Origin of the sequence: Barnesiella sp. B2-R-119 (assembly GCF_023656675.1) — a bacterium.
Lineage (GTDB): Bacteria > Bacteroidota > Bacteroidia > Bacteroidales > Barnesiellaceae > Barnesiella > Barnesiella intestinihominis.
Window position 1 is genome coordinate 243784 of sequence record NZ_JAMOKL010000004.1, and the last position, 18974, is coordinate 262757.

15 protein-coding genes, 1 tRNA gene and 1 pseudogene are annotated in these 18974 nt (G+C 41.1%); 3 read left to right on the top strand and 14 right to left on the bottom strand.

Going from position 1 to position 18974, the window contains the following annotated elements; genetic code table 11:
* Window positions 1-7 precede the first annotated feature (7 nt).
* The 7 genes from NBH06_RS09355 to NBH06_RS09385 form a co-directional block, all read right to left on the bottom strand.
* Window positions 8-1030 (bottom strand): endonuclease/exonuclease/phosphatase family protein, encoded by a 1023-nt coding sequence (locus NBH06_RS09355; protein ID WP_195555071.1) that lies wholly within the window; start codon window positions 1028-1030, stop codon window positions 8-10.
* Window positions 1031-1039: 9 nt separating this feature from the next.
* The gene (locus NBH06_RS09360; RefSeq protein WP_155012877.1) at window positions 1040-1822 is read right to left on the bottom strand and encodes an endonuclease/exonuclease/phosphatase family protein; all 783 of its coding nucleotides are present in this window, start codon (window positions 1820-1822) and stop codon (window positions 1040-1042) included.
* A 3-nt stretch (window positions 1823-1825) separates the two neighbouring features.
* On the bottom strand, window positions 1826-2689 hold the full coding sequence (locus NBH06_RS09365; RefSeq protein ID WP_250794029.1) for an endonuclease/exonuclease/phosphatase family protein: 864 nt from the start codon (window positions 2687-2689) through the stop codon (window positions 1826-1828).
* 62 nt (window positions 2690-2751) lie between these two features.
* Entirely contained in the window at window positions 2752-4485 is a 1734-nt protein-coding gene (locus tag NBH06_RS09370; protein WP_250794030.1) for a RagB/SusD family nutrient uptake outer membrane protein, read from the bottom strand.
* A 15-nt stretch (window positions 4486-4500) separates the two neighbouring features.
* Window positions 4501-7902 carry a TonB-dependent receptor gene (locus NBH06_RS09375; RefSeq protein ID WP_502800951.1) on the bottom strand — a complete coding sequence of 1134 codons (3402 nt, stop codon included), beginning with the start codon at window positions 7900-7902 and terminating at the stop codon, window positions 4501-4503.
* 32 nt (window positions 7903-7934) lie between these two features.
* Window positions 7935-8876, bottom strand: coding sequence for a FecR family protein (locus tag NBH06_RS09380; protein WP_046410600.1), 942 nt, complete (start codon window positions 8874-8876; stop codon window positions 7935-7937).
* A gap of 82 nt (window positions 8877-8958) precedes the next feature.
* On the bottom strand, window positions 8959-9513 hold the full coding sequence (locus NBH06_RS09385) for an RNA polymerase sigma factor (RefSeq protein ID WP_021891715.1): 555 nt from the start codon (window positions 9511-9513) through the stop codon (window positions 8959-8961).
* Window positions 9514-9702: 189 nt separating this feature from the next.
* Between NBH06_RS09385 and NBH06_RS09390 the strand changes: the two are divergent.
* Both NBH06_RS09390 and NBH06_RS09395 read left to right on the top strand, forming a co-directional pair.
* Window positions 9703-9942 (top strand): annotated as a pseudogene (locus NBH06_RS09390) (GNAT family N-acetyltransferase); the annotation flags it as partial.
* A 407-nt stretch (window positions 9943-10349) separates the two neighbouring features.
* A complete protein-coding gene (locus NBH06_RS09395; RefSeq protein ID WP_250794031.1) occupies window positions 10350-11171 on the top strand; it encodes a hypothetical protein in 822 nt (273 codons plus the stop codon).
* Between the two features lie 230 nt (window positions 11172-11401).
* On the opposite strand, the gene NBH06_RS09400 is transcribed toward NBH06_RS09395, so the two are convergent.
* Window positions 11402-11485: transfer RNA gene (locus NBH06_RS09400), tRNA-Leu, on the bottom strand.
* A 144-nt stretch (window positions 11486-11629) separates the two neighbouring features.
* Here NBH06_RS09400 and NBH06_RS09405 point away from each other — a divergent pair.
* A complete protein-coding gene (locus NBH06_RS09405) occupies window positions 11630-12706 on the top strand; it encodes a mannose-1-phosphate guanylyltransferase (protein ID WP_008863032.1) in 1077 nt (358 codons plus the stop codon).
* A 72-nt stretch (window positions 12707-12778) separates the two neighbouring features.
* Here NBH06_RS09405 and deoC read toward each other — a convergent pair whose 3' ends face one another.
* From deoC to mnmG, 6 genes are all read right to left on the bottom strand, one after another.
* Window positions 12779-13660, bottom strand: a complete 882-nt coding sequence (gene deoC / locus NBH06_RS09410) for a deoxyribose-phosphate aldolase (protein WP_250794032.1) — start codon at window positions 13658-13660, stop codon at window positions 12779-12781.
* A complete protein-coding gene (locus NBH06_RS09415; protein WP_008863030.1) occupies window positions 13653-13988 on the bottom strand; it encodes a nucleotide pyrophosphohydrolase in 336 nt (111 codons plus the stop codon). Before NBH06_RS09415 ends, deoC begins: the two co-directional genes overlap by 8 nt.
* A gap of 4 nt (window positions 13989-13992) precedes the next feature.
* Window positions 13993-14445 (bottom strand): D-aminoacyl-tRNA deacylase, encoded by a 453-nt coding sequence (gene dtd, locus NBH06_RS09420; protein ID WP_250794033.1) that lies wholly within the window; start codon window positions 14443-14445, stop codon window positions 13993-13995.
* 223 nt (window positions 14446-14668) lie between these two features.
* Window positions 14669-16465, bottom strand: coding sequence for an excinuclease ABC subunit UvrC (gene uvrC / locus NBH06_RS09425; protein WP_250794034.1), 1797 nt, complete (start codon window positions 16463-16465; stop codon window positions 14669-14671).
* A gap of 6 nt (window positions 16466-16471) precedes the next feature.
* Window positions 16472-16996, bottom strand: a complete 525-nt coding sequence (locus NBH06_RS09430; RefSeq protein ID WP_250794035.1) for an adenine phosphoribosyltransferase — start codon at window positions 16994-16996, stop codon at window positions 16472-16474.
* Between the two features lie 72 nt (window positions 16997-17068).
* Complete coding sequence (gene mnmG / locus NBH06_RS09435) at window positions 17069-18943, bottom strand: tRNA uridine-5-carboxymethylaminomethyl(34) synthesis enzyme MnmG (RefSeq protein WP_021891722.1); 1875 nt, start codon at window positions 18941-18943, stop codon at window positions 17069-17071.
* Between the last annotated feature and the right edge of the window lie 31 nt (window positions 18944-18974).

The following is an 18974-nucleotide window of genomic DNA, read 5'->3' on the forward strand; positions in this document are numbered from 1 at the left end:
TTAATGGTTAATATAGATATTTAAAACTGCTATTCTGATAAGCATTAGAAACTCGAATAACATAAAGTCCATTTCGAGAACCTTCCGGTAAAACTATATTCGTTGCATTATCTACATTTTGTGTCTTTACCAATTTTCCCGATATGTCATAAATATTCACCTGAGACGTTGTTTTGAGATTACTAAGCGAAAAACCGTCGGCACTCCTGATAAGGTTTATTTCCTGCAAGGAAGTAGCGTCATACACTGCACTCCCCTCGGCTTCGATAGTAACGAATACAGGTAAATGATCCGATACATCTGAAAGTGTCAGACCCGGTTCTTCGGTAACGACACCCGTCTCCGTGGTTGTATATTTAAGAGAATCATCGGGTCGATAAGAGATAATCATATCTATGCACGACGTAGGGTCCTTAGCCGGATAGGTATATAAAGCCGTATTGTTCAGTATCGAAAATCCATACTCTTTGAAAGTCACCATTGCCCGATAAGTAGGCTGAGCATTGAAGTCGCCAGCGATAAAGACAGTCTTATCACTTTGCCGTGCAAAGCGGATAGCCCATTCTGTCGCAGTATCTCGGTCATCGGCATTAAGAGAATAATGCGTACAAAGGAAATAGAAGTTGTCAAATTCGGCAATGAGAAAACCGCGGGACTCCTTGTCTTTCGAAGTATCCGAGGGGGCAAAAGACTGGGTTTTCACCGATATAGGTTCTGTCTTCGATAAAATACCTATGCCATAATAAGTCCCCACCAAAGCAAAAAACTGCGAATGCATGCCAGTAGATTCGGCCAGTTCGCTCAAATAATCATGATTAAAGATACCTAACGAACGGTTATCGACTTCTTGCAAAGCCACGATATCGGGATTTTGCGTATTGATAATGGTAGCAATATCGGCCAACCTCGATGAGGTCATACTATGACCTTTAATGTTATAAGAAAGTAACTTCGTCGTTCCAGCCGATATAGAACCAGTACATAAACTTATAAACAAAATCAATATCGATAATGTAAATACCCTTTTCATAACAAGAAATTAATATTTTACATACTCCAATTCTGTCACAATAGGCAAGTGGTCGGATAAAACAGATTGAACGGTTTGAGTTCTCACAATTTTCCACCCCTGTTTAGGTCTGGCGAAAATATAATCTATCTTTCTCTTGGGGTTCCAAGCGGGAACAGTAAAACCGTAATCGGTTGCCAAAAACCAATTTTCCAACATATTATACTTAATTTCCTTTGACGAAGGAGCTGTATTAAAATCTCCTCCTAAAACCACAGGGTATCGATAATCATTGAAATGCTCGGTAATAAAAGCGGTCTGTGCTTCTCTCGTCTTTGGCAACTGATAATCCAAATGTGTCGATGCAAAACAAATCGTATCTTCGCCTATTTCAAACAGACCCTCTAACAGAGCTCTACGTTCATGCGCTTTATTGGGCCACGGCAAAAAAGTTTTCTTCGTATCGATATAAGGGTATCGGGAAAGGATTCCTATACCATAATATCCACCCTTATAATCGATTGTTTTCCCATACACGCCAAACATCTTTGTAAAATATGCCAATTCCGAAATATAGTCACGCCCGATTTGATGCGGAGCTCTCTCTCCTCTATCGGTTTTACAATCTATTTCCTGCAACGCAACGAAATCGGGATTGAAAGACTTTATATGCGAAGCCAGTTCCTCCAACGATGCCAATTCTCCAAAACGAATATTATAGGTCATTACCTTTATTCTCAAAGTGTCTTGTGCATATACGTTTCCAAACTGGTATAAAAACACGACAATCAAAAGATATTTAAATGCTTTCATTTTCTACGGTTTTGAAATTTTCAACACAGAAATAATAGGGAGATGATCGGATGCATTTACCCCCGTAACGACAGTATGAGAAACAACATTAAAATATTCCAAAGGCCTGTAAGCGATATAGTCTATTTCCCGATTGGGCGCATTAGAAGGAATTGTAAAATTTTTCGGATCTGTATTCGTCCTGACAAATCCGGCAGCTTCCAACTTGCCGATAATCGAATTATCCGGTTTCGAATTAAAGTCCCCTCCTAAAATAATAGGAAAGTCGCTTTTAGAAGAAAGTTCTTCCATTATAACGGGGAATTGTCTATCCCTTTCCGCCTGAGTAACGGATAAATGGGTTACCGCCAAATAAACATCGATTCCATTGAACTTTATCTTGGCTGTCCCCAAAACGTTACTTCCCGTAATAGTCAGTCCATCTATCTCTTTCGGGAGATCATGATTTACGATTTCGCTCATTTGAAAAGAAGAAAGGATAGCTGCACCATAAGCCCCGCCTTGAAAATCTTTTTGTTTGAAAAAATAATAATACGGATAACCGGCCAATTCTGCCAATTCTTTAGCCTGATCCACACCCAAACTTCTTGTCGTTTTATAATCTACCTCTTGCAACAAAACTACATCTGGCTTTTTGCTTTTTATCACATTCGCAACGTTATTCACATCTGCGGTTGTTGTTTCACCCGATACACCATAATAGGGTGCACAATGTTTTATGTTATAACTCATCACGACCAGGTTTTCTTTGGGTTCAGTGTTACCACCCCAACCGGCATCACCTTGCGGTTCATTGGCTTTACTACAACCCATAAAAACCGCACAGATACTCATCATCAATATAAACACACGTTTCATCGTAATCATATTTTATAGTCCATTAATATCCACACTATTAGGATTCTAATAGTGTGGATTAGAAATTCAACTTATTCCGGCCAACCGGGATTTTGACCCAACAGAGGATTTTTCATTCTTTCCTCATAAGGCACAGGCCACAAATAATGCATAGCCGGATCGAAATAACGGGGACCTCCTTCTGCTCTCGATTTTTCGTAAATCACATCGCCGAATTCATCGACTCCGGTATCGGGATAAGGATTAGCGCCCAAATCGTTCATACAAACGGTTAGACTAGGCCCTGTAATAGCCCGACCAAAACGCAATTCACCTTCTCTCCAACGCATTATATCTGCATATCGCATACCGTCGAACGAAAGCTCGATACGTCGCTCTCTCTTTATTTCGGTCCACAAATCGAGATTCCACTGTTGCAGCTCCTTCAAATCCATTCGATGCATACCCACTCGATCTCTCAAACGATTAATAGTCTCATCGATTTCAGTTTGGGTCAATGTCCCGTTCATCTTATAAAGAGCTTCTGCATAAATCAAAAGAACCTCTGGATAACGAATTACGTTCAAATTGGTGTGAGACCTGTTGGCATTTCCAGCAATACTTATCTCGTTGTATTTTTTGAAATAAAAGCCGGTTATCCCGTTAGCTCCGTTCCGGCCGGGTTGTAACGACGAGAAGCGTGGTAACTGAAATATATCGTTCGGACGGCGATATTCGGTATCTCCATCGTCACCGCCACCCCATTGATCACCGGGAGTAAACAACGTCATTCTCATTCTCGGATCCCTGTTTTGGAAATAATCGGCATAATGTTCCTCAGGATACTTATACAGAGGTGACGTTTTTATATCTGTACGTTTATAATACTCCAATCCCGGCTTAGCAGGCATACCATCGATACATAAATAAGCATCGACCAACGTTTTGGTAGGATTAAATCGAATAAAATCCACCGGCGAACAAGTCTCGTTCGACATGTTGTTATTGCGAATATCATTCACATAGATACTGGAAATAATCGCTTCGTTATTATCTGGATTATTCTCTATATCTCCTTCGAGATGATACAATTTTTCATAATCATAAAGATCGTAGGGGCCATCGTCTATAATCTCTTTGGCAGCTTTGGCAGCAATATCATAACGTTCGTTTTGAAGGGCGATACGCGCTTTCATCGCCAAAGCCCCCCAGCGGTCTATACGACCTACATTATCTCCCGTTTGCCTTTCATGAGGCAATTTCGAAGCAGCCCAATCCAAATCGGTCATTAAGCTATCGATAACTTCACTTCGTGGAGTACGAGGTCCATAAGCTCCTTCGGACGTAATAACATGGTTAATCCAGGGAACATCTCCAAAAAAAGTCGTCAACATAAAATATACCCACGACCTTATGACCTTCACCTCGGCGGCATAGACATCTTTAACATCTTGGTCGATTTCGGCCCGATTGTAATTATCTAGGAAATTATTGCAAGTGTGAATATGTCCGTAAGAATATCTCCAATACGAAGTAAAGGGGAACCCATCGGTATAAGCATGTTTCCCTCCCGATACTTTGGAAAGTCCGCTGTTTTTATTACCCCATATTACAGTTTCGGCCGTAGACTCTGCCCATTTAATCAACAACTCATATTCAAATGTTTCATAACAAGGATACAATGCCGCGCGCAACTGCTCCTCCGTCTTCCAATAAGTTTCATTAGTCACGGAATCCTGAGGATATCTGTCTAAAAAATCATCGTTACATGAAACCAACAATGATGCCAACGGCAAAAAAGCCGCAATATATTTAATCGTTTTCATATTCAATGGTATTTATTAAAATGAAAGAACTAAACCGAATACGTATGTCTTTACTTGGGGATAAACATCACCTGAAGATTCCCGTACTTCCGGATCATAAGCACCGAAATATTTAGTGAATGTCAGTAAATTATCTGCCGACGCATACAATCGCAACCCCTCTATTTTCCATCGATTAAGAAGTTTTTTGGGAATAGAATAACCCAATTGTACATTTTTCAAACGCAAATACGAAGCATCTTCTTTCCAATAATCACTGAATAATAAATTATGAGATTGAGCTTGATACAGTCTAGGATATGTGGCATCGGGGTTGTTAGGAGTCCAGCGATCCAAATGTTCTACCTTAGGAATAGAATAATCGTTGATAAAACAGTGACGGGCTTCATCTGACAGATAACCATTTACTTTCCCCACTCCTTGGAAATAAAAACTAAAATCCCAATCTCTCCATTGCAACTGGCCTCTCAATGAATAGGAATAATGCGGATACGGATCGCCAAATACAACCTTATCATATTCATCTATTTCTCCATCTGGAATTCCACCGGGTCCAGAAATATCTCGATATTTAATATCTCCCGGTTGTGTTATAGCTTCTGCCGCTTTTGGAATAGCGAACTTAGGATTAATATACTTTCCATTACTATCGACACCGCCAAAGTCATCAATCTGTGCCAAACCATCGGTCAAATAACCATAATAAGCGTCGATAGGATCTCCTTCTCTACGAATGTTATTGGTTAATCGAGGTTCACTCGTTCCTAAATCGACAATTTTATTCTTGGCATCAGAAAGATTGAATAGCAAATTATATTTCACTTCTCCAATCTGGTCTCGCCAACCGATTTCAAGCTCCCAACCTTTATTTTCGATTTTACCCATGTTTTCATAAGGCAAATTAGCCGTTCCGGTGATTCCTACGACCGTAGGATAAACAGGTTTCACCAATGCATCGATATTATCTTTCTTAAACCAATCGAAAGAAGCGGCCAACCTATTATTAAAGAAAGTTAAATCTACGCCGACATTCAACATTCTTATCGTTTCCCACTTGATATTGGCATTTCCCAATTTACTTTGTTGAAAACCGATATTCTGTTTTCCTCCGATCGGATAACTTTCTCCCGAATCAATAGGAGTCAAATATGGATAATAATCGCTACCCACATTCTGGTTTCCTAATTCACCCCAAGAAGCCCTTAGTTTACCGGAACTCAACACAGGTTCTGCAAACTGCATAAATTCTTCTCTGGAAAAATTCCAACCAGCCGAGAAAGATGGAAAATATCCCCAACGATTATCCCTAGCGAAGCGAGAAGTACCATCGATACGCATATTCGCTTCTACCAAATACTTTCCATCAAACGCATAATTCACACGGCCGAAATAAGAGCGCAAAGCCCAAGAACTCTTCGTACCGCTATTCGTAATATCCTCGGTCCCTGCATCGATCACATAAATGCCATCAAATGGTATTTTCTTACGACTCGCGCTTAAACTACTGAAATTATACCACTCTTGCGAATATCCCAACAGAGCTCCAATTTCATGTTTATTGATCTGCTTCTGAAAATTCAAAGTTAACTGTAAGGTTTGAGTCAAAGCATCTTGATGTGCTTGGCTCACCGAATTTCTCATATTTTTATTAGCAGGATCGGGAGTCCCGTCTGAAAAATATTCCGGTAACGTAGGAGTAAACTTATCAGTTTCTCTGAAATAATAGTTCGCAGCATATTGTCCTCCTAAATTCAAACCGTCGATTATACGCAAATCCGCACTCACGATAGTATTCAATGTACGAGATTTTCTCTTTTCCTCTCCACCCTCTGTGGCAACATAAACAGGATTATTTATACTCCCGCTGGACCAATATTCGGTGTCTTCCCATAATCCCATCTCATTTTGTTGTTGCCATTTCACCGGTAACAGCGGAGACATACGTTGGGCTAAACGAAATACGCCACCAGTACCCGAAAATCCGGACGCATTACGGTAATAATCGACAAAACTGACATTCCCGTTTATTTTCAATCGATCGAAAACCTCTGTATTCACATTGATTCTTGCATTGTGCCGTTTTGTTTTAAATGCATCACCCACAACCAATCCATCTTGATCTAAATAACCGTAAGACATAAAGTAGCTGCTTTTCTCGCTTCCACCTCTTACACTTACCGAGTGACTCGTTTGCAACGCATGCTTCTTAAAAATTTCATTCACCCAATCTGTGTTCGAATATTCATTGGGATACATTCCCGAATCATATTTTTCAAAAGCATCCACATCATAAGGTCTGGAAAAACCGGCGGCAGACATTGCCTCGTTAGACAACTCCATATACTGCCGGCCTGTTACCAATTCCGGCAAAGCGGTAGGTGTTTGCATACCCACATATCCCGAATAGGTCAATGTAGCCTTCTCCTTTCGTTTGCCCTGCTTGGTTGTAATCAAAATAACCCCGTTGGCCGCACGAGCTCCGTAAATAGCGGCAGATGCAGCATCCTTCAAAACCGACACACTCTCTACATCATTGGGATTCAATAAATTCAAATCTCCACCCGAAACTCCGTCAATCAATATAAGAGGTGCGGTACTACTATTTATGGTACTGACACCACGAACCGTTATTGAAGGCACGGCTCCGGGCTGCCCAGACGAAGACGTAATGCTCACACCCGGCAATAAGCCTTGTAACCCCGCACTGACATTAGCGACGGGACGGTTTTCCAATTCATCTCCTTTTACCATAGATACGGCCCCGGTTACGTTCACCTTCTTCTGTACGCCATAACCGACGACCACCACATCGTCCAAAGAAACAGAACTCTCCATGAGAGAAACATCTAACACCCCGGCCTGCAATACCTCTTTTTTCGTTTCCTTATATCCGACATAAGAAAATTTCAAAGTACTACCCACGGGTGCGTTTAACGAATATTTACCGTCCAAATCGGTACTGGTTCCTTTCGATGATCCCTCTACGGCAACAGACGCTCCGATAATAGGCTCGCCGGTCACTTGATCTACGACAGTACCTTTGACCGATACGATTTGTTGCTCTTTCGATGCAGCTCCCGAACTGTCTTGTTCCTTTTGATTGTATAAAAGAACACTATTATCCAAGAAACGGAATCCGACATCTGTACCCTTAAATAGTTGGGTCAGCGCCGTCTGCAAACTCACATTTTCGACCTTCAAGGAAACGGTCTTGTTCGGGTCTACAAATTCCTTACTATATGCCACATTTACAACAGCTTGCTCCTTTATCTGTTCCATCGCTTGTTTCAATGTAACATTCTGAATGTTTAACGAGATTTTCTGTTGCTGAGCATAAGCAACCCACGGAAAAGCAAGACAAAGCCCTCCTACCATACACCATTTTCTGATGTATGAAAAAACGTGTTTTTTCAGCATAAATTTCTAGTGTTTATATGTTATTAGACTAATTATTTTTCTTTCACAGCATATACATTCTCCGATATTTCATTAAACTTAATTGGGGTAATGGCAGACATCATTTCAAAAATACCTGACAAATTGTTTAGCTTGCAGGTGAAATTATATGTGAACGCAGCTATCTTTTCACTGCGGATATCAAAAGAAACGTCAAATTGTCGAGACAATGTAGTCAAGACCTCTTCCAAAGGAGCATTTCTGAATATCAATTTATTTTCCTTCCAAACAGAAGCATCTTTATAATACTCGTTCTTCATGACTTTACAAAGCCTACTTCCTTTTTCATAAATTGCCGTCTGGCCGGGAGCCATCTGATACGTTCCCGATTTTTCTGCATACGGATAACTTATCACTATACCCCCTTCGTCCAACGTGGTCGTAACCACCGAATCCGTAGGATATCCCGATACGTTAAAACTCGTTCCCGTTACACGGATATTCATTTCGTCTGCCTGTACCATGAACGGTTTAGATATATCCTTCTTTACTTCAAAATAAGCCTCGCCTACTAACGATACTTCTCTTTTATCTTTCGCAAATTGCTCTGGATAAACCAACTTCGAGTCTGCATTCAACCACACTCTCGTTCCATCTTCGAGCAATACGACCAATCGTTCTCCCTTCAAAGAACAAACCTCTTTATAGACAGGCTTCGATAAATCGATATTCTGATAAGCCAAATATCCGACATTCAACAATACCAATGCAATGGCACAAGCCCATTTACAAACCGTCCAGACATTTCGTCTTTCGCTTCGACCTATTCTCTGCGCCAAACTTTCATACACGCCGAATTTATCGAAATCCGGCACATCGCATCCTCCCATTGGCAAAGATTCGGCATTTAACAGCCGGTTTATATCTTTGTCGATATGCCCGGATATATATTTCAATATCTCAGAATCGGTCTGATGTCGTTTTCTAAAATGCATGTTTCATTGGCTTTCATTATATAATACTATATAAATTTCAAAAAGTATTATATACAGATATTACATTAACTTATTTTAAGCATTACATCAAAAGGGAAATAGCACACTTACGAACAATCTCCTTTATCTGTTTCAGAGACTGGCTATACTGGAATTTTATTGTATTGACAGAAAGATTTAGCTTATCTGCAATTTCTTGGTTAGAATACTTTCCCGAAATTTTCAAAGAAAAAATTTTCCTCCTTTGAGGAGACAACTGTTCGATAGCATGGCGCACCAAATCCAATTGCTCTTTATCCATATCCTCATCGTCTTGGTTGCCCCCGTCTATACGCTCCAATAACTCCAAACAATCGTCCAAAACAAAGATATGATTCTTGGGATCACGAAGGATAGTAAGTAAATCGTTTTTTAAAACGGTAAATAAAAAATGATTCAATGGGCGGCTCTCATCGAGAGAGGTTCGTTTAATCCAAACTTTCATGAAAAGATTCTGCACAGCATCTTCTGCCAGCTCTTTATTACACAAATATTTAAACGCAAGTCTATACACCTGCTCCGAATAAGTGTCATAAAGAATGGTAAAAGCTAACTGGTTACCCTGTTTTAACTGATGGGTTAAAGCGCTATCGTCCATTTCCTATTAATAGAATCTAAGAGCATTGCAAGATTGAAAAAAATATTGAAATAGCAAAAGAATTTCGATTAAAATAAGTTTGATATAATATTACATCTATATGAAAAATTATTATATAAATCCATTGTCCATACGGCTTTCGATCCAATATTCACGTTATATTTGTAGGACAAATTATACCCAAGTGAAAAACATATCGAAATACCCTATATCACGGCCACACACGATGTAAACAATCCAAGAAGCGGAAGGGTGATGCAAGCCATCGGTATGAAATACCGATATTCCTATAACGAATTGTGGCAACCTAAAAACAAATGGGTTACATTTCGAATGTATCCACTCAACTTAGACGGTCAGGAAAATAGAATTTATAAAAAATACTGGAACAAATATCCTATCCATTTTGTAGAAACAATCCCTAAATAATACGCCAATAATCCAATGGTTCAAGGTGCAATGGGAGAAATTACAGCAAAGTCTGCTCAATTCCATACAGATAGAGAAGAAAAATAGGGTATTCAGAATGTAATCTGATAGTATTTGACTGGATTTCAACTAAACCGCATATCTTTGTGAGTGGATTGAGGGAACTCTCTCCAAGACACTTTAAAAAAGAAGAAACGTTATGTTTATCTTATAGGTGAAAATGTAGGAAGTTTTCAAACCGATGCAAGAGATAGCATAGTGGTTCTTACGCATATAGCGTGGACTGCTATTGTTACATCTGCATCAAAGATTTCCTACGGCCTTCACTTAGACGTGACATAGTTGGCTCACGTTTTTCAATCTGTAAATTTAATAACCCGACAGAGCCAATAGGGAATTGTGCGGATATGAATAAACTTATCAATTCGGTTCTTTTAATTACGTGCCTGTTTATTGTAGCTTGCAGTGATGATAATATTGAAAATACACCAACACCATTCATTCTCGAAAAAGACTACTATGAAATACGACTAGAACGAAGTTCCACTTCTATTTCAATCACAAATGGCAGCGGAGACATCAGCTTGGACATAGAAAATGAAGACGTATTACAAGCCATTTATTCGAAATACAACGATGATTGGGAGGAAGATAACCTAAAAGGGCATATCAATCTGTATGGTATGCAGAAAGGAGTCACAACCTTGACTATTATTGACAATGTAACAAATGATGTGGAAAAAGTTGAGGTTAAAGTAACGGACTGCTATTTGGCATACGCTATATCCGAGAGCAATTATCCGGCACTGGAAGCCAATACAACGCTCTTTTTCGTAAATAACCAAGAAAAAGAGTGCTATATTTTCGCCATAGACAAAATTCACGGACGGTTATCTGAACAACCGATAGCAAAAGGCAGCTATGAGTTTTTTGTCACACCCGACGATGCCCTACCTCAATTTAATGGCATTCCCGGTTTACATCTAAATATTACAGATAATGACGCCACGACAAAATCTTATGACTTTCAAATCAATGCAAATTCCTCACTAGTATTAAGTGTTATTCAAGCCTATTTGGGCGTAGAGTGGGGCAAACTCTTCGATAGTGTACATACAAAAAGTCCTGCGCCGATAGATATGACTATGAAACTGACTGTTCCTAATACAGATTATCAAATTACAGGAATGTTAAGCACTACATCTATACCAGAACATATATTGGATTGATGCATCGCTGTGGTTAAGCAGTTAAACTTACATATTCTATAAAGCAAACGAGAGAAAATGAACCGATTGTTCTTTTCGTTTGCTTTGTTTTTATCAATTCTCTTTACAAGCAAAGATAATTGGTCTTAAATACTGCTACGCGTGGGGAAAATATGGAGCCTAATATGGGAAAATTTTAGGCAAAATAAAAAGCTAAATGATGATTGCTCAACACTTAGCTTTTATCTTTGTACCCAGAGCCGGGATCGAACCGGCATGGAGGTTAATCCACTGGTGTTTGAGACCAGCGCGTCTACCGATTCCGCCATCTGGGCTTAAATGCGGTGCAAAGATAAAAACAGATTTTGAATAAGACAAATAATCTCTGTTTTTTTTCAAAAAAAGTTATTCGAGCTGTCTTTCTAATAAAAAAATAGCTATTTTAGCAGAAGAATTAACATTAAAAAAACGACACGACTATGGAAAATAGATATTGTGTAATCATGGGAGGTGGTATCGGAAGTCGCTTTTGGCCTTTTAGCCGAAACAACAGACCCAAGCAATTCCTCGACTTTTTCGGGATAGGACGTTCGCTCCTCCAAATGAGTTATGACAGATTTATAAAAATAATACCCAAAGACCATATATTCATCGTCACAAACGAAATATATGTCGATTTGGTAAAAGAACAGCTACCCGATATTGCCGAAGAAAATATTTTGCTGGAACCGACCCGAAGAAATACAGCTCCCTGTATCGCTTGGGCCTCTTATCATATTCAGGCACTCAACCCGAATGCCAATATCGTCGTAGCCCCTTCGGATCATCTCATTCTCAAAGAAGACGAATTCGCTCAATGCGTCAATCGCGGGCTCGATTTCGTATCAAAATATCCGGCGCTGCTCACCTTAGGTATAAAGCCCAATCGTCCTGAAACGGGATACGGATATATTCAGATAGGCGAAGATGCCGAAGATAATATAAAGACCGTAAAAACATTTACCGAAAAACCCAATCTCGAATTTGCCAAAATGTTCGTGGAGAGCGGCGAATTTTTCTGGAACTCCGGTATTTTCATTTGGAATGTACAGACAATTATCAAAGCGTTCCAACGGTTTTTACCCGATATTTCGAACCGATTCGAAGAAAACATCAAAGTATTCAACACGCCCGAAGAAAAACATTTTATCGACGAAAATTTCGCAGCCTGCCCCAGTATATCGATAGATTTCGGTATCATGGAAAAAGCCTCGAACGTATTTGTGCTTTGCGCAGAATTCGGGTGGAGCGATTTAGGTTCTTGGAGTGCCCTGTACGACCACTCACCCAAAAATAAAGACGAAAACGTAACCCAAAACTGCAAAGCGTTACTCTACAACACAACGGGCAGTGTCATAGCCGTGAAGGGGGAAAAATTGGTCGTTGTCGAAGGACTTCACGATTACATCATAGCCGAAGCCGATAATGTGCTGCTCATCTGCCCCAAAAGCGAAGAACAGAAAATAAAACAATTCGTGACCGATGCAAAAATGGCTTATGACGATTCGTTCATTTAACATGCTGGTTATCATAAAAATAAAGAAGCCCGGATTGTACCGGGCTTCTTTATTTTCGTCAAACTATTTTATCTAAAAGAATTTCGTGGGATTTCCCCAAATATCCGAAAGTAAATTGTTGGCCAAACGGCTGGCCCCGATTCTGAAATATTCGTTAGTCAACCATTTTTCACCGAGCACTTCTTTCACCACACAATAATACTTCACAGCATCGGCTGTCGTAGAAATTCCACCGGCAGGCTTAAACCCGATCATCGTCCCGGTCTGCTCATAATATTCCTTAATGGCCTGACACATCACATAAGCGGCTTCGAGAGTCGCAGCCGGCTCGCTCTTACCCGTAGAAGTCTTTATGAAATCGGCTCCCGAGTATATAGACAACAAAGAAGCCTTCTTAATATTAGAAGCCGTTTTTAAGGCTCCTGTTTCGAGGATCACTTTCAAATGAGCATCTCTACAAGTTTGTTTGAGTTCTTCGATTTCTTGGCACATTTCCTCGTAATTTCCGCCTAAAAAATTACCCACATTGATGACAATATCTATTTCATCGGCTCCATCGCCGAGAGCCAAAGCCGTCTCGGCTACTTTCACCTCGGTAAAAGTCTGCGAAGTGGGAAAACCGCCGGACACGGCAGCAATATTCACAGAAGACACATCGAGATTAGCGCGAACCGTACCCGCGAAATTAGGATACACACAAATCGCGGCCACGCTGGGCATCTCCGGATGCTCCTCTTCGAAATCGTTCACTCGTTTGGTAAACTTAGTAATCGAATCGGTATTATCCTCTGTATGCAACGAAGTCAGATCGATACAGCTGAACAAAAACTTATATACATCGGGAGTACTGTTCGTTGCCAAATTATCCCACACGATCTTTTCTACGGCCGATGCCACTTGTGCATCGTCTAAATCGGTTTTATACCGACTCAACATTTCTTCGTATCTATCCATTTTTTGTTAATTTAGGATTGTTGATATGTCTTGTTTTATCTCTATTTGTCTTCTTCTCCATATTCTTTTCAAAAGCAGAGGTCAAATCTACCCCTGTTTGGTTGGCAAGGCACAGCAATACCCAGAAAACATCGCACAATTCGTCCGATAAATCACTGTTCTCCTCCCCCGATTTAAACGACTGATCGCCGTACCGACGGGAAATGATACGCGCCACCTCTCCCACTTCTTCGGTCAATATAGCCATATTCGTCAATTCGCTGAAATATCTCACGCCAACGCTTTTAATCCATTTATCGACCTGTTCCTGCGCTTCTTTTATCGTCATAAGATCACTCCTTGTTTTTCGTATCCATACAAATCGTTACCGGCCCGTCGTTCACGAGTTCTACCTGCATGTCGGCGCCGAAGACACCCGTAGCCACCGTTTTGGAAATTTCCTCCGAAAAACGACGGCAAAAAGCCTCGTACATAGGGACAGCGTGCTCATGTCCGGCCGCCCGGATATAAGAGGGCCTGTTTCCCTTCTTGGTCGATGCCATTAACGTGAACTGACTAACAATCATCACTTCTCCGTTTATATCGATTAAAGATCGGTTCATAACCCCGTTCTCATCGTCAAAGATACGCAGATTGGCACATTTCTTCACCAACCATTCGATATCCGACGATTCGTCGCTATCTTCCACTCCCAACAAAATCAAAAGACCGGCTTCTATGGAGGAATGTAATTCTCCGCCTATCCGCACCGAAGCCCTCTTCACTCTTTGAACGACTACTCTCATAGGAAATTCATTTCTTATCATGCAAAGATAGAGAAAGGAGTGTACAAGATAAAACGAATACACTCGTTTTTCATTCCGAATCGCATCCTATTTTCGCATTAGACAAAGATAATGTAAATCCAAAACAGAAGCAAACTTACTTGATTATACGTAGTATAACGGCTTTCAAAGCCGGCCATAAAGGAATAGCAAATTAAAAATCTGAAAATCAAATAATTATAGTTTAAATCAAATATTTTTTTATGATTTTAGCTTTCGCCGTCCCCACGACTGCCATCAAATCAGATTCCGAAGCCTCCTTAATCCGTTTCACACTCTTGAAATGAGACAGCAACAAATCCCGACTCTTGGGGCCGATACCGGGAATGGAATCTAACGCCGACTTCACCTGCCCTTTACTCCGTTTATTTCGATGAAATGTAATACCGAACCGATGAGCCTCGTCTCGCATGTGCTGAATAACTCGTAACGACTCCGAATTCTTGTCTATATAAAGAGGCAAGGAATCTCCGGGAAAATAAATTTCCTCTAAACGCTTGGCAATACCCACTATCGAAACTTTACCCCTCAATCCAAGAGCGTCGATCGACTCCAAAGCCGCACTCAATTGCCCTTTCCCGCCATCGACAATAATCAACTGCGGTAACTCCTCTCCTTCATCGAGCAAACGACGATACCGGCGATAAATAATCTCACGCATGGAAGCAAAATCGTCAGGCCCCACGACAGTCTTAATATCGAAATGGCGATAGTCTTTTTTCGATGGTTTCGCTTTCTTGAACACCACACAAGAGGCGACCGGATTCGTACCCTGTATATTCGAATTGTCGAAACACTCCATGTGCCACGGCAATTCGGGCAACCTGAAATCCTGTTGTATCCGGGTCAATATCCGCATGACTCTCTGTTCTGGATTCAGCTTCTCGCTTTGTTTCAATCGATCTACCTTATATTGCTTCACATTCTGCTCCGATACCGCGAGTAATTTTCTCTTATCCCCCCTTTGCGGAACGACAAATTCAAGGTCAATAAAATCAGACTCCGGCAAAAACGGTACAAGAGCCTCCTTAGCCCGACTTCCGAATCGGGAACGTAATTCGGCAATACCCAATGACAAAATTTCAGAAGCAGATTCATCGAGCTTTTTCTTATACTCGATAGTAATACTTTGTACGATCGAGCCGCCTCGCACGTGCATATAATTCACAAAAGCTACCCCCTCGTCCTCATCGTAAGAAAAGACATCGATTTCGTGCAAAGCCGGATTCACGATAACCGATTTAGCTTTATACTTCTCGATTAAATCGTATTTTTCCTTAACAACCTGAGCTTCCTCGAAACGCAGCTCGGCAGACAGGGACGACATCTCTTCCAACAAATGGTTACTCAACTGGTGTATGTCTCCGTTGAGAATCTGACGCACCTGTTCGATATATCCGTTATATTCTTGTTCCGATATTTTGCCTACACAACACCCCTTGCAATTTTTAATGTGATATTGCAGACAAACCCGAAAACGATTTTTTTCGATATTTTCAGGAGTCAATGCATAATTGCATGTGCGAATAGGATATAATTCTCGAATTAACCCCAACACGGTTTTCGCCAAGTGTACATTGGCATACGGGCCATAATATTTCGAACCGTCCTTATAAACTTTGCGAGTCAGAAACACCCGGGGAAAATGTTCGTTACGCAAACAAATCCACGGATAAGTCTTGTCGTCTTTCAACAAAACGTTATACCGGGGCTTGTATGCTTTGATAAGGCTGTTTTCAAGATGCAAAGCATCTTCCTCGGTCTTGACGACGATATATTGAAGATCATAAATATTTTTGACGAGAATATTAGTCTTAGGCGAATCATGCACCTTATTGAAATAAGAAGACACACGACGTTTCAGATTCTTCGCCTTACCTACATAAATAATCTTTCCCGTTTTATCGAAATATTGGTATACGCCCGGGGTATCCGGTAAAAGGGCGAGCTTATTCTTAATATTTTCGTTTTTATCGATCAATCCGTATCAATATTTTATCAGAGATTCGATTTCCACATCGTTCGGAAATAAATTCCTTCCTTTCAAAAACTCCAATTCAACGAGAAAATTGACATAGACTTTCTTCGGGTTGAATCGTTTTACCAAATTATAAGCGGCCAACATAGTCCCACCTGTCGCCAACAAATCATCGTGCAATAAAACAACATCGTTTTCACAAAGGGCATCCTTGTGAATCTCTATGACATCTACGCCATACTCTTTGGTATAACTTTCCTGCCAAGTTTCAGCAGGAAGTTTTCCCGGTTTGCGCATAGGCACGAATCCGGCTCCGATACGCGTCGCTAATATAGGTCCCATAATAAAACCGCGAGACTCTATACCCACTACTTTCGTAATACCCTTTTCGGCATATATGGCAGTAAGCATATCCGACAATTCCCTCAAATAATCCGCATCTTTGAAAACTGTTGTCAAATCTCTAAAAACAATTCCCTTTTGAGGGAAGTCAACAACATCGCGAATCTTACTTTTAATAATCTCTACACTCATTTTATTTTTATTGTTTTATTCGTTCTATCCCTTTATTTAAAGGCTTTCCGGCGATTTGTTTCACGTGAAACATCAACGTCCCACCAACAGCAGCAATATGTTTATATCGCTCGGCGAAATACCCGGTATGCGCGAAGCCTGCGCTATGGTCTCGGGATCTATTCTTTCCAATTTCTGACGAGCTTCGGTCGATAATGCATGTATCTGGCTATAATCGAATTTCCCTCGTATGCGAATATGTTCCAAACGAGAAATTTTATCGGCAATCATTTTCTCCCTATCGATATAACCTTGATACTTCATCTTAATCTCGGCAGCCTCTACAATTTCTTCTCTGCGATTCTTTATAACAGAAATTTCTTGTTTCAACGCAGGAACCAATGTCGAAAGTTTGGCCATATCCAACTGGGGACGTAATATCAAATCAATCAATCGCACCCCCTGTTTCAAGGGAGCTGTTCCCAGAGCTTCCAAACCTTCGTTTATATAGGCCGGTTTTATAGAATAGTTTTGCGCAAACCGAATCAACCGGTCCACGCTATCCCGTTTCGCCGTCAACAAATCATATCGCTCCCGTTTCGCCAACCCTAACCGATAAGCTCGCTCGGTAAGGCGCATATCGGCATCGTCCTGACGCAACAAAATACGATATTCGGCTCTCGAAGTGAACATACGATAAGGTTCATCGACACCTTTTGTCACCAAATCGTCGATCAAAACCCCTATATAGGCTTCGTCCCGCCCCAATGTAAACGGAGCACCTCCGTGACAATTGATATGAGCGTTTATTCCGGCGATAAGCCCCTGTCCTCCGGCCTCTTCATACCCCGTCGTGCCATTGATTTGTCCCGCAAAGAAAAGATTGGAAATCTGTTTAGTTTCCAAATTATGATTTAATTGTGTAGGGTCGAAATAATCATATTCGATCGCATAACCGGGACGATATATACGCACATCTCGCAATGCCGGAATTTCTTGCAACGCCTTTATCTGAATATCCAAAGGCAACGACGAAGAAAAACCGTTCAAATAATATTCCTGCGTAGTCTCCCCTTCTGGTTCGAGAAACAACTGGTGTTCCGTTTTATCGGGAAATGTCACTATTTTTGTCTCTATACTGGGACAATAGCGAGGTCCTATACTTTGTATCTGACCGTTATACAAAGGCGAATCGGGCAGACCTGCACGTAATATATCGTGTACTTGTTCATTCGTATAAATAGTCCAACAACTACGTTGTTTCAACGGACGAGGCTGGAAATCGAGGAAAGAAAATTTGTGAAAATCGTCTTCCCCTCTCTGCTCGGTCGCCTCCTCGAAATGAATACTTCGGCCATCGATTCGAACCGGTGTTCCCGTTTTCATACGTCCGGCAGTAAAACCCAGCTCCACGAGCTGCTCGGTAATACCGTACGATGCCGGCTCAGAGATACGCCCCCCTTGCAGTCGGGTACGACCGATATGCATCAAACCGTTCATAAAAGTACCGGTCGTCAACACCACACATTTCGCCGTAAACGTCACGTTCATATCCGTCACCACGCCCGTCACGCGCCCGTCTTTCACAAGAATCTGATTAACAGAGTCTTGCCACATATATAGATTCTCCGTATTTTCCAAAATAGAGCGCCAAGTAGCAATAAACTTGGTTCGGTCGCTCTGTGAACGAGGACTCCACATGGCCGGACCTTTCGAGCGGTTCAGCATTCTGAATTGTATCGCCGTCTCATCGGTCACAATCCCCATGAATCCGCCCAACGCATCAATCTCACGAACAATCTGCCCTTTGGCGATACCACCGACCGCAGGATTACAGCTCATCTGAGCTATCTTATTCATATCCATAGTAATAAGCAGGGTTTTCGAACCAAGATTGGCCGAAGCGCACGCCGCTTCACACCCGGCATGCCCTGCACCCACCACTATCACATCGTAATTAAAATCCATCGTATCTTATTTCTCCATGACTTTTATCGGG